Here is a 14,337-nt window from a genome sequence, read left to right as displayed (position 1 = left end):
AATCCCCATTGCTGCCCCCACCTTGAGGACATCCCGCCGCCATCTCAGCGAGGCGGACACCACCATCCACTTGGAGTTTGATGACCATGAGCGTGGAAACTCAAAAGGAAACCCTGGGCTTCCAGACCGAGGTGAAGCAACTGCTGCACCTGATGATTCACTCGCTGTATTCGAATAAGGAAATTTTCCTTCGCGAGCTGATTTCGAACGCCTCTGACGCTGTCGACAAATTACGTTTCGAAGCCCTGTCCAAGCCAGAATTGCTGGAAGGCGGCGCCGAACTGAAAATCCGTGTGAGCTTCGACAAGGACGCCAAGACCGTCACCCTCGAAGACAACGGCATCGGCATGAGCCGCGAAGAGGTGATCACGCACCTGGGCACCATCGCCAAGTCTGGCACTGCCGATTTTATGAAGAATCTGTCGGGCGACCAGAAGAAGGATTCCCACCTGATCGGTCAGTTCGGCGTCGGCTTCTATTCCGCGTTCATCGTTGCCGATCAGGTCGAGGTGTTCAGCCGCCGTGCCGGCCTCGCTGCGAGCGAAGGCGTGCACTGGTCGTCCAAGGGCGAAGGCGAGTTTGAAGTCGCCACCGTCGACAAGGCTGATCGCGGCACCCGCATCGTGCTGCACCTCAAGTCCGGCGAAGACGAGTTCGCCGATGGCTGGCGCCTGCGCAATATCATCAAGAAGTACTCCGACCATATCGCGCTGCCGATCGAGCTGCCGAAGGAAGTCACCGCCGCCGAAGGCGAAGAAAAGCCTGAAGTGGAATGGGAAACCGTCAACCGCGCCAGCGCCCTGTGGACTCGCCCACGCACCGAGGTGAAGGACGAGGAATACCAGGAGTTCTACAAGCACATCGCCCATGATTACGAGAACCCGCTGAGCTGGAGCCATAACAAGGTCGAAGGCAAGCTGGAATACAACTCGCTGCTGTACGTGCCGGCCCGCGCCCCGTTCGACCTGTACCAGCGTGAAGCGCCACGCGGCCTGAAGCTGTACGTGCAACGGGTGTTCGTGATGGACCAGGCCGAATCGTTCCTGCCGCTGTACCTGCGTTTCATCAAGGGTGTGGTGGATTCCAACGACTTGTCGCTGAACGTTTCGCGGGAAATCCTGCAGAAAGATCCGATCATCGACTCCATGAAGTCGGCGCTGACCAAGCGTGTCCTGGACATGCTGGAAAAACTGGCGAAGAACGAGCCCGAGCAATACAAGGGCTTCTGGAAGAACTTCGGCCAGGTGATGAAGGAAGGTCCGGCCGAGGACTTCGCCAACAAAGAGAAGATCGCCGGCCTGCTGCGCTTTGCGTCGACCCAGGGTGACGACGGTGAGCAGATCGTCGGTCTGGCCGATTACCTGGCCCGCGCCAAGGAAGGTCAGGACAAGATCTACTACCTGACCGGTGAAACTTATGCACAGGTCAAGAACAGCCCGCACCTGGAAGTCTTCCGCAAGAAAGGCATCGAAGTGCTGCTGCTGACCGACCGTATCGATGAGTGGCTGATGAGCTACCTCAACGAGTTCGACGGCAAGAGCTTCGTCGACGTGGCCCGTGGCGACCTGGACCTCGGCAACCTGGATTCGGAAGAAGACAAGAAAGCCGCTGAAGAAGTCGCCAAGAGCAAGGAAGGCCTGGTCGAGCGGATCAAGACCGCCCTGGGCGATGCCGTCAGCGAAGTGCGTGTCTCGCACCGCCTGACCGATTCCCCGGCAATCCTGGCCATCGGCGAACAGGACCTCGGCCTGCAGATGCGCCAGATCCTCGAAGCCAGCGGCCAGAAAGTTCCGGATTCCAAGCCGATCTTCGAATTCAACCCGGCGCACCCGCTGGTGGAAAAACTCGACAACGAGCAGAGCGAAGAGCGCTTCGGCGACCTGTCGCACATCCTGTTCGACCAGGCGGCCCTGGCGGCCGGGGACAGCCTGAAGGACCCGGCGGCCTATGTGCGTCGCCTGAACAAGCTGCTGGTTGAACTGTCAGCTTGATGAGGTAAGGAAAACCCCGCTTCGGCGGGGTTTTTCATTTCTGGTATCCATTAAAGAGGAGACAGTCATGAGTCAGATTACGGTTCGTTCACTGGTCTATCAGATCGACGGCCAGACCTACGAAAGTCGCCTGGCCTTCGAGGCTGGCCAGCAGGGGCCGCGTCCGGGCTTGCTGATGGCGCCGAACTGGATGGGCGTCGGGGCGGGGGCCGAGGACATCGCCAGGTCGGTGGCGGCCAACGGTTATGTGGTGTTGATCGCCGACCTCTATGGCCAGACCGTGCGTCCGACCAACGCCGATGAAGCGGGGGCGGCGATGATGCCGCTCAAGAATGACCGGGCCCTGTTGCGCAAGCGCATGCAGGCGGCATTCGAGCAATTGCAGGGGCAGGGCGAGGCGCCGGTCGATACGTCGAGGCTCGCCACGTTCGGCTTCTGCTTCGGTGGCTGCTGTGCCCTGGAGCTGGCCCGTACTGGCGCGCCGCTGAAGGCCGCCGTCTCGTTCCATGGCACCCTGGATACACCCAACCCGGCGGATGCGCAAAACATCAAGGGCTCGGTGTTGGTGATGCACGGTGCTTCAGACCCGCTGGTGCCGAAAGAACAACTGCCGGCGTTCGAAGACGAAATGAATGCCGCCGGGGTCGATTGGCAACTGCTGAGCTACGGTGGCGCGGTGCATTCGTTCACCGACCCGCACGCCAATGTGCCGGGCAAGATGATGTACAACGCCAAGGTGGCCAAGCGGGCGTTCAGGTCGATGCATAATTTGTTGGATGAAGTGTTCAAGGGCTGAGTTGGACTTGATCTGATTTTGTTGTTGTCTGGCCTGCCGTCATCGCGAGCAGGCTCGCTCCCACAGGGGGGAACTCGGTCCAATGTGGGAGCGAGCCTGCTCGCGATGGCGGACAGCCAGACACCACTGAATTCAGGGCAACTCGATCCGCTCGCTTTCCCCCGGCACGCTCGGCCAGTCTCCGGCCGCCCAGCGTCGGCGGGCTTCGTCGATCCGGGCCGGATCGCTGGAGACGAAATTCCAGTTGATTCGCCGCGGCCCGTCCAGTGGTGCGCCGCCGAACAGCACGGCATGGCAGTCGCTGCCGGCAAACAGGGTCATCTCTTCCCCGACAGGCAGTATCACCAGCGAATGGGGTTCCAGCGGCTCACCTTCCAGCAGCGCCTCGCCGCTCAATACGTACAATGCCCGTTCCTCATGCTCGGTGGGAATCAGCAGCGTCGTCGCGGTTTGCAGGTTGAGTTCGGCGTAGAGCGTAGGAGACAGTACCGGTACCGGCGATTCCAGGCAAAAGCCTGAACCCGCGATCATGCGAATACTGACGCCCAGATTGTCGCTGACCGGCAGGGTGCGTGCCGGATGATGACTGTAGTGCCCCGGACCTTGTTCGTGGGGCTGGGGCGAGGCCAGCCAGACTTGCAATCCGTGCATGACGAAGGCACTGCCCAGTTGCGATGTCGGCGTGCGCTCGACGTGGGCAATGGCGCTGCCGGCGGTCATCCAGCTGACATCCCCAGCCTCGACCACCTGGTCTGAGCCCAGGCTGTCCTTGTGCTGGAGTTTGCCTTCGAACAGGTAGGTGAGGGTGGAGAGCCCGATGTGGGGATGCTGGCGAATGTTCATCCCTTTGCCGGCCGGATAGGTGGTCTGCAGCATGTGGTCGAAAAACACGAAAGGGCCGACGCTGCGGCATTTGGCGGACGGCAGCGGGCGAAGAATCGGCTGGCCTTCGACATCTTCTGCGCGAGGGCGAACGGTCAGGGGCGTGGTCATGGTGTCTTCCCGGTTGAACGACGGATGCGGCGAGCATAACCCGCCGTTGGGGTTGGCGGCACCGACGACTTGAACCCGGGCGGGAAGGGTGGGGTCTATGCTGCTCATGGTCTTTGGAGATGCCCCGTTGACCCGCCTGATCTTCGCCTGGCTGCTGATCGCCTCGAGCAGCGCCGCCGTGGCCCGCGAATATGCCTACAGCGATGCGCACCTGCATTACGTCGATTTCTTCCAGGAAACCGCCGGCATGCCCACGCTGCTCCAGGCAATGACCGACAATCGCATCGAGCATGTGATGATCTCAGGCATCCCGGTCGCCAAGAAATGGCATGAAGACGAGCCCAAGCGTCCACGTTATTACGCCGGTGACGATGCGGACGCCTATTGGTACAGCGCCACCGATGTGATTGTCGCGGCGGCGGTGAGCAAGCTGACCACCGAGCAACGTCGGCACTTTCATCCTTTCCTGTCGGGTTTCAATCCCAATGACAAGAACTCTGCTGCCCATGTCCAGCGCATGCTCGATCTGTACCCGGGGTTGTGGCAAGGCATCGGTGAAGTCTTCACCCGCCATGATGACCTTACGGCGCTGACCTCGGGCGACACGCCGCGCGCCAACAACGAAGCCATGACGATGATCTATCACCTGGCGGCCGAGCACGACCTGCCGGTGATGCTGCATGCCAACATCACCTCCAAGCGTGAGAAGAATCCGCTTTACCTGCCGGAAATCGAAGAAGCGTTGCGCAAGCATCCGCATACCCGCTTCATCTGGGCCCACGCCGGCACCAGCCTGGAGATTCATCGGCATCAGACCCGGTTGGATTTCCTGTTGCCGACCCTGACCCGGATGCTCGAGTCCTACCCCAATCTGTACATAGACCTGTCCTGGAGCCTGCTCAGGCCCTACTTGCTCGACGAAGCGGGCACGCCTCGGCCGGAATGGGTCAAGCTGGTGGAGCGCTTTCCGGAGCGTTTCATGGTGGGGTCGGATGTGGTCGGACGTTTCGATAAGCTGGGCAAGGCGCTGAAAGGCTTCGATCCGTTTCTGGATGCCCTGCCGGAAGAGGTGGCGAGGAAGGTGGCGCGGGATAATTTCCTGGCGGTGTTGCCTCGGGTGATCCGAGAATAAAAGGTTATTTGCAATAGGAGCTCTGTGGCAATGAGGTTCTGTTGCGAGGGGATTTAGCGAAACGTCGCACCGCCCCGCTGGGCTGCGCAGCAGCCCTAAAAGCAGACAACCCTGGTGTGTCAGACAGATGAGGGCGACTGCTTTGGGGCTGCTACGCAGCCCAGCGGGGATAAATCCCCTCGCCACAGGGGGAAATGGCAGGCAAAAAAAAACGCCCCGAACCAGTCGGGGCGTTTTTGTGTGCGGCGTAGCAGCGGGGCTTACTTGCCCTGCCAGCGCTTCAGCACCAGGGTGGCGTTGGTGCCGCCGAAACCGAAGCTGTTGCTCATCACTGTGTTGAGGGTGGCGTTCTCGCGGGTCTTGGTCAGGATCGGCAGGTCGGCCACTTCCGGGTCCAGCTCGTCGATGTTGGCCGAGCCGGCGATGAAGTTGCCTTCCATCATCAGCATGCAGTAGATCGCTTCGTGAACGCCGGCGGCGCCCAGGGAGTGACCCGACAGGCTCTTGGTGGAGCTGATGGCCGGAGCCTTGTCGCCGAACACTTCACGCACGCCTTTCATTTCTGCGACGTCGCCGACCGGAGTCGAGGTGCCGTGGGTGTTCAGGTAGTCGATGGGGGCATCGACGGTGGACATGGCCATCTGCATGCAGCGGATAGCACCTTCGCCACTCGGGGCCACCATGTCGTAGCCGTCGGACGTGGCGCCGTAGCCGACGATTTCCGCGTAGATTTTTGCACCACGGGCCAGGGCATGTTCCAGCTCCTCGACCACCACCATGCCGCCACCACCGGCAATGACGAAACCGTCACGGTCGGCATCGTAGGCGCGGGAGGCTTTTTCCGGGGTGTCGTTGCGCTTGCTGGACAGGGCGCCCATGGCGTCGAACAGGAACGACTGGCTCCAGTGTTCTTCTTCACCGCCGCCGGCGAACACAACGTCCTGCTTGCCCATCTGGATCTGTTCCATGGCGGTACCGATGCAGTGGGCACTGGTGGCGCAGGCAGAAGCGATGGAGTAGTTCAGGCCCTTGATCTTGAACGGCGTGGCCAGGCAGGCGGAAACGGTGCTGCTCATGGTCCGGGTGACGCGATACGGACCCACGCGCTTGACGCCTTTTTCGCGCAGGATGTCCAGCGCTTCCATCTGGTTCAGGGTCGAGGCACCGCCGGAGCCGGCGATCAGGCCGGTGCGCGGGTTGGACACCTGCTCTTCGGTCAGGCCGGAGTCAGCGATGGCATCCTTCATCGCCAGGTAGGCGTAAGCCGCCGCATGGCCGACGAAACGGTAGATCTTGCGATCGATCAACTCTTCGAGATTGAGGTCAATGGAGCCGGAAACCTGGCTACGCAGACCCATTTCGGCGTATTCCGGGTTGAACCGGATGCCAGGGCGACTTGCACGCAGGTTAGCGGAGACGGTCTCTTTGTCATTGCCCAGGCAAGAAACGATGCCCAGACCAGTGATAACGACGCGGCGCATGCGGATAACCCTTAGAAGTTGTCAGTGGAGGTGAAAACGCCGACCCGAAGGCCCTCGGCGGTGTAGATCTCGCGACCGTCGACAGTCACCGAACCATCGGCAATGGCCATGTTCAGCTTGCCCTTGAGGACGCGTTTGATATGAATGTTATAGGTGATTTTCTTCGCGGTCGGGAGGACCTGACCAAAGAACTTCACTTCGCCCGAACCCAGGGCGCGACCGCGGCCCGGCAGACCCTGCCAGCCGAGGAAAAAGCCGACCAGTTGCCACATGGCATCCAGGCCCAGGCAGCCCGGCATCACCGGATCGCCTTCGAAATGGCAGGCGAAGAACCACAGGTCCGGATTGATATCCAGTTCGGCGACCAATTCACCTTTGCCGTACTTGCCACCCTCTTCGCTGATATGGGTGATGCGATCCACCATCAGCATGTTCGGGGCGGGCAGTTGCGCGTTACCTGGGCCGAACAGCTCACCGCGACTGCAGCGCAGCAGGTCTTCCCGGGTAAAGGCGTTTTGTTTGGTCATGCGAGCTCCTCAATAGTCCCCTGCGGCAGGGTGGGGCAAATCTTCCCGGCCGATCGAAGCGGTCATGCCTCGAATCGACAGCCTACTCATAGACTATTGCGTTGTGGTGAAAGTCACAGCACACGGGAAAATCAATGTACACCTGTGCACTGAAATGTTTATACAAGCCTCAATCAAGGCTCATTCGGGTGCTTAAGACTGCCGCACTTTCGCCTTTCACGCCAGCTACACAGGCTACTAATGCACCCAACGCTGCAGAATATGCTGCAGATCAGCCCTTTTGAACGGCTTTGCAAGGTAATCGTTCATGCCTGCCGCCAGGCAGGCTTCGCGGTCGCCCTGCAGGGCATTGGCCGTCAGGGCGATGATCGGCACCTCGCCGCAGCCTGGCAACCGGCGGATCCGCCGCGTGGCCTCGTAGCCGTCGACCACGGGCAAGCGGCAATCCATGAGGATCAATTCGAACATCAGGCTTTCAGCGCTGCGGATGGCCTGGGCGCCGTCGGCGGCAATGCTGACGGTAAAGCCCAGGCTGCGCAACATGGCTTCGATCACGGTCTGGTTCACCGGGTTGTCTTCCACCAGCAGTATGTTGCCGCCTTCGCTGCTCTCGCTGCCGTGGGCCAACCGCGGTGCCGTCTCCGCCGGGTCCTGCATGGACAGGGCTAGCGGGATTTCCAGGGTGAACACCGAGCCCTGGCCTTCCTCGCTCTGGGCCCGCAGGGTGCCGCCCATGCGTTCAGCCAGGGTGCGCGCAATCGGCAGGCCCAGGCCTGTACCGCCGTAGCGGCGGGAAATCGAACTGTCGGCTTGCTGGAAGGCGTCGAACATGCGCTCCAGGCTTTCGGGCGAAATGCCGATGCCGCTGTCGCGCACCGTGCAGGTGAACCACAGCAGTTCGTGGTCCAGGGCCTGCCACTGACACTGCACGGTGACGCGTCCCTGTTCGGTGAACTTCAGCGCGTTGCCGATCAGATTCACCAGGATCTGCCGGATCCGCGTCGGATCGCCTTGCACCTGCAAAGCGTTCATGTCGTCGGGAATCAGCAAGTCCAGGCCCAGTTTGCGTTGGGCGGCGCTGTGCTGGAACGACTGGGCGCAACTGCCCACCAGCTCGGTCAGGTTGAACACGATGTGTTCCAGTTCCAGGGCCGAGCGTTCGATGCGCGAGAAGTCGAGGATGTCATTGATCACCTTCAACAGGTGTTCGGTGGACTCCGAAGCCAGCGCCGTGTACTCGTGCTGCTCGTCGGTCATCCGGGTGGTTTCCAGCAGTTGCAGCATGCCCAGCACACCGTTCATGGGCGTACGCAATTCGTGGCTCATCATGGCCAGGAATTCCGACTTTGCACTGTTGGCCTTTTCCGCTTCTTCCCGGGTCCTGATCAGTTGCGCCATGGCCTGGTGCTGCTCCCGGCTGGCTTGCTCGAGGCCGTCGGCCAGGTTGTTGATATGCCGCGACAAGGCCCCCAGCTCGGCGTCGTCAACAATAGGCAGCGGCTTGCTGTAGTCGCCCTGCTGGATGGCCTTGACGGCGTTGCCGATGTCGCGGATCGGCCGGGACAGGTTGGCTGCCAGGCGGCGTGCCACCAGAAAGGTGAACAGCAGGGCGAACAGTGCCAGGATCGCGGCCTTGAAGAGGATTTCCTGCTGCCGCTGGCTGAAGGCATCACTGGACATGCCGACGATTACCCGGCCCAGGTAATCTTCGCCGGGCGCCTCGGTGGGCGTGCTGTTGCCTTGCAGGAAATCGTTGTTCAAGGCGATGCGCTGCAGGCGAACCGGCGCCTGGAACATTTCGATCGGCTGGGAGTGAGCGCGATTCTGCGCGGGCTGTTCGACATGCACCAACACCCGGTGCGTGCTGTCCTGCACCTCCAGAAAACGTACGTGGGGCGTGGCCAGGGTGGCGGTGAGCAGGCTCTCCAGCACGTCGTTGTTGCCGGAAATCACCCCGTATTCGGTAGCGGGCGCCAGTTGGTTGGCGATCAGTTGCCCGGTGTGATTGAGTTCCTGGCGCAGGTCCTGTATTCGCACGAAGGTGAAGAAGCTGATCAACAGCACGGTCAGCAACAACGCTGGGCCAAGGGCGATGAGCTGGGTGCGTGTATTGATATCCCAACGGCGACGCAAGGTCATGGGCGGTGTTCTCCTTCGGCCAACTGCGTAGCGACGGAAGTGGCGTCAATCGGTTCGAGCCCCAGGGAGCGGGCGACCTGGCGGTTGTCCAGGACTTTGAAGCGGGCCGGATACAGGGTGCGTGGCCAGGTGGCGGCGGGCCGGTCGAGCAGCTCGTCGAGAATCGCCAGCCAGTCCTCCTGGTCGCTGTAGGTGCTGGCGAGGCTACCGGCCTTGACGAACGCCGCGCTCGGCCCGATCAACGCGCGTTGCCGGGCGTAGCTGCTGAGCAACAGGTTCTTCACGGTCTTGGGGTTGTACAGGTCGGGGTCGTCGAGGCCCAGCAATACATCGCTCTGGCCCAGCAGGTTTTGCAGGGGGCGGCTGTCGCTGGTGTCTTCCCAGCGTTCGGTGACGACTTCCAGGTCCAGCGGTGCGGCGGCCTGGCTGATCTCCTTGAGCAAGAACTCGCTGTGCCCATCGAACAGTACGCCGACCCTGCGCGCTTGCGGGAAGATCGTGCGAATCAAACGCAACTGTCGTGCTACTGGCGGATCGCTCCACAACAGGCTCAGGTGAGCGGGGATCGCATCGCCCAGGCGGTCCCGGGCTTGCAGACGGCTGATCCGCAGCACCAGCGTGGCCGGTCCCTGGGACGCTTGTAGGCGCCAGTCGAGGCTGGGCAGGTCCAGCAGGATCAGTCGGATATTGGCCGGCAACTTGTCCGGCGGCGGCAGGCTCGCCAGCGGGGTGAAGCGCACCTCGTCTTCGGGGCGCAGGGCCTTCAGGGCCTGGGTAAACGACTGCACGCCGGGGCTGTCCTGGGCGCCGGTCAACAGGATCTCGGCGGCACGGGCCTCGAGCGTTGCGAGCAGACCGGCAAGCACCAGGCACAGGGCCAGCGGCAGGCGGCCAGGAAATGGCCTCTTGCGCGGTTGGCTCCAGGGCATCTAGAAGGACAACTCCGCGCTGAAATACATGACATGACGGGAGTCGTAACGGTTGTCGACGAATGTGGTGGGTTGATTGTCGAGGCGTTGCTGCAGGACACCCGCCAGTTCCAGGCTGGCCTTGCCCAGGGGGATGCGCCGGGCGAGGCGGGTATCGACGCGCTCGAAGCGGTAGCCGTTGAGAGCATCGGCGGCGTAGTAGAACACTGAGCTGTTCCAGCCCTGGCCCCAGTCCCGCAGCCAGCCCGCCGAACCGCTGTTGCGGGCGGTCAGTTGCTCGTCGAGGGGCGTGCTGGCCTGGGCGTCGACGTAGGCATACGTCATGCGCAGGCGGTCGGCGTTGGTCATGCGCCAGTCGAGTTGGGTTTCGGCGCCGGAAAACCGCGATTCATTGGTGTTGCTGGCGATGTACTGATTGTTGCGCAGCGGCTCGCTGATCATGCCGGTGATTTCGTCATGGAACAGCCTTACGTCGACCGTCAGGCCCAGGTCCATGAAATAACCGTTGTAACCCAGTTCCCGGGAGCGCATGTGCTCTTGCTCGAGGTTCCCCGGGCCTCGGGTCTGGACAAAGTAACGAGCGCTGCTCTGGCCAAAGGCGCTGGGTTGCAGGTTCGTGACCTGGTAGCTCCAGTTGACGTTGTTTTCGAACATGTCTGGCGAACGTACTGCTTCGGAGTACACCGCCCGCAGGCCATGGCGTGGGGTGATCAGGTAGTTGACCGCCACCCTCGGCGTCAGCGAACTGCCGGTCAGGCGGGTGTCTTCGAACATCGCGCCGCCCTGCAACAGCCAGTGTTCGGTGGCCCGCCATTCGAACTGGCCAAACAGCCGCCAGGTGGTGTCATCCAGGGTGCCGTTGAAGTACGTCTCGGAGTCGGCCCGGTCATAGCGATAGTTCGCCCCGGTCACCAGTCGCAAGCTGTCGGACAGGCTCAGGGTGTCCTGGATCTCCAGGTCGTAGCGCGATTCCCTGGCACTCTGGTCGATATCGCCGCACACGGTTTGCGAGGCACCGTTGCGCCATTGGTCGAGCACCTGATTGGCCAGCGTCTGTTCCTGCGCCGTACCGGGCGGGGCACCGGTGTTGGTGAAACCGGGCATGTTGCGCGCCAGCTTTTCGGCATAGTTGGGATTGAGCAGCCACAGGTCGGTCAGTTGCGGGCTGAAGGACACCTCGGCATCGCAGGCGCGCCAGGTCTGCTGGCGATCCCAGTGCTGGATCGAGCTTTGTACGTAAAGGCTGTGGTCAGGATTCAGATCCAGGTTCCAGCGCAGCGAGCCGGCGTAGTCCTTGGCGATGACGTCGGAGTTATCCCCGGCGGCGGTAATCCCGGCAAATACCGGATGATAGGTATAGGGCCGCTGGTTGGTCCCGTCCTTGGCGTTCAACTGCCAGTCGATGCTCTGCTGTTCATTCAGCGTCTGGCTGACCGACAGGTTGAAGCGGCTCAAGTGGCGGCTGTCACGGTAATCGGCGCCGTTGCGGTCGCTGTCAAAGCCGTCGTCTTCCTGGCCGGACAGCGAAAACCGCAGGTCGCCACCGTCCCAGCCAGTGCCCTGGCTGGCGTACCAGTCGCTGATACCGCGCTGGCCCTGGGTGACTTTCACCCGCGTGCCGTGGCTGTTGGCGGGGGCCCGGGTGATGATGTTGACCACTGCCATCAGCGCGTTGGCGCCATAGCTGACGGTGTTGGGGCCGCGGAAGACTTCGATCCGCTCGATATCTTCCATGGCCACCGGAATGTCGCTCCAGTCCACGGTGGCGAGGCCGGCGCGGTACACCGAGCGGCCATCGATCAGCACTTGCATGCGGCGTGCTTCGCTGGCGTTGGTGCCGTGGTAGTTCACGGTGGGCTGGTTGCCGCTGATGTTGCCGACCATCATGCCGGGCACCAGGCGCAGCAGCTCGCTGATGTCCCGGGCGCCGCTGGCCTTGATCAGCTCGCTGTCCAGCACGGTCATGCTGCCCGGCACCGCCGCCGGCGATTGCTTCAGGCGGGTGGCGGTCAGGATCTGGGGCAGGGATTGGCTGTCGACAAACAGGTCGTCGGCCCACACTGGCGGGCTGACGAGCAGCGCCAATAGCAGAGACGAACCTGAGCGGGAGGGGCCAACGGACACGGCAGAGCCTTTGATAACAGAGTGATGGCGGGCATGTTAACTGAGCTGAGAGACTTTTCCAGTTGCGTTGACAGCATTTTCCGAGCGATTAATGGTCAGCTTCCTACAGCTATAGGTAAATGAAGGCAGGACTGGTCGCGATCTGGCCGCTCCGTATAATGCCGGCATCGCCACTTGGTATGGATGAACGGATTGCATATGACTGAACAGCGCCCGATTGCGGTCCTGGGGGGCGGGAGTTTCGGTACCGCCGTGGCTAACCTGCTGGCCGAGAATGGCCACCCGGTGCGCCAATGGATGCGTGACCCGGAGCAGGCCGAGGCCATCCGGGTCAACCGTGAGAACCCGCGTTACCTCAAGGGCATCAAGGTCCGTCCGGAAGTGGAACCGGTGACCGACCTGCAGGCCACTCTCCTGGGCAGCGACCTGTTTTTCGTCGCCTTGCCGTCCAGCGCCTTGCGTTCGGTGCTGGCGCCCCATGCTGAATGCCTGAGCGGCAAGTTCCTGGTCAGCCTGACCAAGGGCATCGAAGCCCAGACCTTCAAGCTGATGAGCGAAATTCTCGAAGACATCGCGCCCAAAGCACGGATCGGTGTGATTTCCGGGCCGAACCTGGCGCGGGAAATCGCCGAGCACGCCTTGACCGCTACCGTGGTGGCCAGCGAAGACGAAGAGCTGTGCCAGCGGGTCCAGGCCGCACTCCATGGTCGCACCTTCCGGGTCTATGCCAGTGCCGACCGTTTCGGCGTGGAGCTGGGCGGGGCGCTGAAGAATGTCTATGCGATCATCTCCGGCATGGCGGTGGCGCTGGGCATGGGGGAGAACACCAAGAGCATGTTGATCACCCGGGCCCTGGCGGAAATGACCCGCTTTGCCGTCAGCCAGGGCGCCAATCCGATGACCTTCCTCGGGCTGGCCGGGGTGGGCGACCTCATCGTCACCTGTTCCTCGCCCAAGAGTCGCAATTACCAAGTGGGTTTCGCCCTCGGCCAGGGCCTGAGCCTGGACGAGGCCGTGTCGCGCCTGGGTGAAGTGGCCGAAGGCGTGAACACCCTCAAGGTGCTCAAGGCCAGGTCCCAGGAGGCCGGGGTCTATATGCCGCTGGTCGCGGGGCTGCACGCGATTCTGTTCGAAGGGCGCACGCTGGAACAGGTGATCGAACTGTTGATGCGTGGCGAACCGAAGACCGATGTCGATTTCATTTCCACCAGTGGCTTCAATTGAGCCGCCGTTGATTTCAAGCAGGAGCGAACTATGAACGATCCAAAAGGGCAGGCCCAATACGAGTCCATCCTGTTGCGCGTGCTGTGGATGGTGATTTACCTGCTGGTCTGGCAAGTGGCGCAATTCATCCTCGGTGCCGTGGTGCTGGTGCAGTTGATCTATCGGCTGATCTACGGCGCACCCAGCGCCAGCCTGATGAACTTCGGTGATAGCCTGAGCCAGTTCCTGGCCCAGATCGGCCGTTTCGGCACCTTCCACAGCGACCAGAAACCCTGGCCGTTCGCTGACTGGCCGAGCCCGCGCCCGCCGGAGGGCGAAGCGCCCCACGTTGTGACGCCGGCCCCGCATCCTGCCCGGGATGAGGAGCCCAAGTTATGAAAGTGTGGGTACTGCGCCATGGTGAAGCCGAGCCATACGGTGCCCGCCCCGATCCCGAACGGGCCTTGACTGCTCACGGGCGTGAAGAAGTCCTGCGCAGCGCCGCCGAATTGATCGGCCGGCCGCTGACCGCCATTTATGCCAGCCCGTACCTGCGCGCCCAACAGACCGCGCAACTGGTGCGCGAGGCGTTGGGGTTCGAGCCGGAGCTGCTGACGGTCGACTGGCTCAAGCCGGAAACCCGGCCACAGACAGTCCTGGAACATCTCGAAGATCGGGACGATGTGCTGCTGGTCAGCCACAACCCACTGGTGGGCAGCCTGTTGGGCTTGGCGCAACACGGCCATCTGCAACAACCCGAGCAGGTGAAAACGGCCGGCCTGGCTGAACTGGAAGGTGACCTGCCGCTGGCCGGGGCGATGCAGCTCAAGGGCATTCGGCATCCATAAGAAAAGACCGGCCTCTGGCCTCTGTGGGAGCGAGCCTGCTCGCGATAGCGATGGATCACTCAGCATACAGGTTGACTGACTCACCGCCATCGCGAGCAGGCTCGCTCCCACAGGAATATCACTTGATCCTTAACTGATTGGCATTGGGCCTTGTTCCCACATAAACATAAGGAA

At 61.9% G+C, this 14,337-nt stretch carries 12 protein-coding genes; 6 read left to right on the top strand and 6 right to left on the bottom strand.

Translation table 11 applies throughout. The features are described from left to right. Positions 1-86 precede the first annotated feature (86 nt). Complete coding sequence (gene htpG / locus LOY67_RS20065) at positions 87-1,991, top strand: molecular chaperone HtpG (protein ID WP_265064114.1); 1,905 nt, start codon at positions 87-89, stop codon at positions 1,989-1,991. Between the two features lie 67 nt (positions 1,992-2,058). Further along, entirely contained in the window at positions 2,059-2,787 is a 729-nt protein-coding gene (locus LOY67_RS20060; RefSeq protein ID WP_265064113.1) for a dienelactone hydrolase family protein, read from the top strand. A gap of 132 nt (positions 2,788-2,919) precedes the next feature. Here the strand turns inward: LOY67_RS20060 and LOY67_RS20055 are convergent, their stop codons facing one another. Then, a complete protein-coding gene (locus LOY67_RS20055; RefSeq protein WP_265067793.1) occupies positions 2,920-3,780 on the bottom strand; it encodes a pirin family protein in 861 nt (286 codons plus the stop codon). A gap of 106 nt (positions 3,781-3,886) precedes the next feature. Here LOY67_RS20055 and LOY67_RS20050 point away from each other — a divergent pair, with 106 nt between their 5' ends. Next, positions 3,887-4,912 carry an amidohydrolase family protein gene (locus LOY67_RS20050; protein WP_265067792.1) on the top strand — a complete coding sequence of 342 codons (1,026 nt, stop codon included), beginning with the start codon at positions 3,887-3,889 and terminating at the stop codon, positions 4,910-4,912. A gap of 260 nt (positions 4,913-5,172) precedes the next feature. Here the strand turns inward: LOY67_RS20050 and fabB are convergent, their stop codons facing one another. From fabB to LOY67_RS20025, 5 genes are all read right to left on the bottom strand, one after another. Further along, a complete protein-coding gene (gene fabB, locus LOY67_RS20045) occupies positions 5,173-6,393 on the bottom strand; it encodes a beta-ketoacyl-ACP synthase I (protein WP_265064112.1) in 1,221 nt (406 codons plus the stop codon). An 11-nt stretch (positions 6,394-6,404) separates the two neighbouring features. Then, positions 6,405-6,920 carry a 3-hydroxyacyl-[acyl-carrier-protein] dehydratase FabA gene (gene fabA / locus LOY67_RS20040; protein ID WP_024780603.1) on the bottom strand — a complete coding sequence of 172 codons (516 nt, stop codon included), beginning with the start codon at positions 6,918-6,920 and terminating at the stop codon, positions 6,405-6,407. Positions 6,921-7,157: 237 nt separating this feature from the next. Beyond that, positions 7,158-9,059 carry an ATP-binding protein gene (locus LOY67_RS20035; protein ID WP_265064111.1) on the bottom strand — a complete coding sequence of 634 codons (1,902 nt, stop codon included), beginning with the start codon at positions 9,057-9,059 and terminating at the stop codon, positions 7,158-7,160. Beyond that, on the bottom strand, positions 9,056-9,988 hold the full coding sequence (locus LOY67_RS20030; protein ID WP_265064110.1) for an ABC transporter substrate-binding protein: 933 nt from the start codon (positions 9,986-9,988) through the stop codon (positions 9,056-9,058). The genes LOY67_RS20035 and LOY67_RS20030 overlap by 4 nt, the downstream gene beginning before the upstream one ends. Continuing rightward, a complete protein-coding gene (locus LOY67_RS20025; protein WP_265064109.1) occupies positions 9,989-12,112 on the bottom strand; it encodes a TonB-dependent receptor plug domain-containing protein in 2,124 nt (707 codons plus the stop codon). A gap of 198 nt (positions 12,113-12,310) precedes the next feature. Between LOY67_RS20025 and LOY67_RS20020 the strand changes: the two genes are divergently transcribed. From LOY67_RS20020 to sixA, 3 genes are read left to right on the top strand one after another with little or no spacing between them, the layout of a single operon-like run. Beyond that, entirely contained in the window at positions 12,311-13,336 is a 1,026-nt protein-coding gene (locus LOY67_RS20020) for an NAD(P)H-dependent glycerol-3-phosphate dehydrogenase (RefSeq protein WP_265064108.1), read from the top strand. Positions 13,337-13,366: 30 nt separating this feature from the next. After that, positions 13,367-13,714 carry a DUF4389 domain-containing protein gene (locus LOY67_RS20015; RefSeq protein ID WP_265064107.1) on the top strand — a complete coding sequence of 116 codons (348 nt, stop codon included), beginning with the start codon at positions 13,367-13,369 and terminating at the stop codon, positions 13,712-13,714. After that, positions 13,711-14,163, top strand: a complete 453-nt coding sequence (sixA, locus tag LOY67_RS20010; protein WP_265064106.1) for a phosphohistidine phosphatase SixA — start codon at positions 13,711-13,713, stop codon at positions 14,161-14,163. Before LOY67_RS20015 ends, sixA begins: the two co-directional genes overlap by 4 nt. Positions 14,164-14,337: the final 174 nt, after the last annotated feature.

The sequence above is a fragment of the Pseudomonas sp. B21-056 genome (assembly GCF_026016325.1).
Lineage (GTDB): Bacteria > Pseudomonadota > Gammaproteobacteria > Pseudomonadales > Pseudomonadaceae > Aquipseudomonas.
Note: the sequence above shows the minus strand (reverse complement) of the source record. Positions and strands in the feature narration are given on the sequence as shown.

Bases quoted from the DNA above. Each gene is read 5' to 3' on its own strand.
- LOY67_RS20060 (WP_265064113.1), top strand. From the start codon at position 2,059: ATGAGTCAGATTACGGTTCGTTCACTGGTCTATCAGATCGACGGCCAG.
- htpG (WP_265064114.1), top strand. From the start codon at position 87: ATGAGCGTGGAAACTCAAAAGGAAACCCTGGGCTTCCAGACCGAGGTG.
- fabB (WP_265064112.1), bottom strand. From the start codon at position 6,393: ATGCGCCGCGTCGTTATCACTGGTCTGGGCATCGTTTCTTGCCTGGGC.
- sixA (WP_265064106.1), top strand. From the start codon at position 13,711: ATGAAAGTGTGGGTACTGCGCCATGGTGAAGCCGAGCCATACGGTGCC.
- LOY67_RS20050 (WP_265067792.1), top strand. From the start codon at position 3,887: ATGGTCTTTGGAGATGCCCCGTTGACCCGCCTGATCTTCGCCTGGCTG.
- LOY67_RS20035 (WP_265064111.1), bottom strand. From the start codon at position 9,059: ATGACCTTGCGTCGCCGTTGGGATATCAATACACGCACCCAGCTCATC.
- LOY67_RS20030 (WP_265064110.1), bottom strand. From the start codon at position 9,988: ATGCCCTGGAGCCAACCGCGCAAGAGGCCATTTCCTGGCCGCCTGCCG.
- LOY67_RS20055 (WP_265067793.1), bottom strand. From the start codon at position 3,780: ATGACCACGCCCCTGACCGTTCGCCCTCGCGCAGAAGATGTCGAAGGC.
- LOY67_RS20020 (WP_265064108.1), top strand. From the start codon at position 12,311: ATGACTGAACAGCGCCCGATTGCGGTCCTGGGGGGCGGGAGTTTCGGT.
- LOY67_RS20015 (WP_265064107.1), top strand. From the start codon at position 13,367: ATGAACGATCCAAAAGGGCAGGCCCAATACGAGTCCATCCTGTTGCGC.
- fabA (WP_024780603.1), bottom strand. From the start codon at position 6,920: ATGACCAAACAAAACGCCTTTACCCGGGAAGACCTGCTGCGCTGCAGT.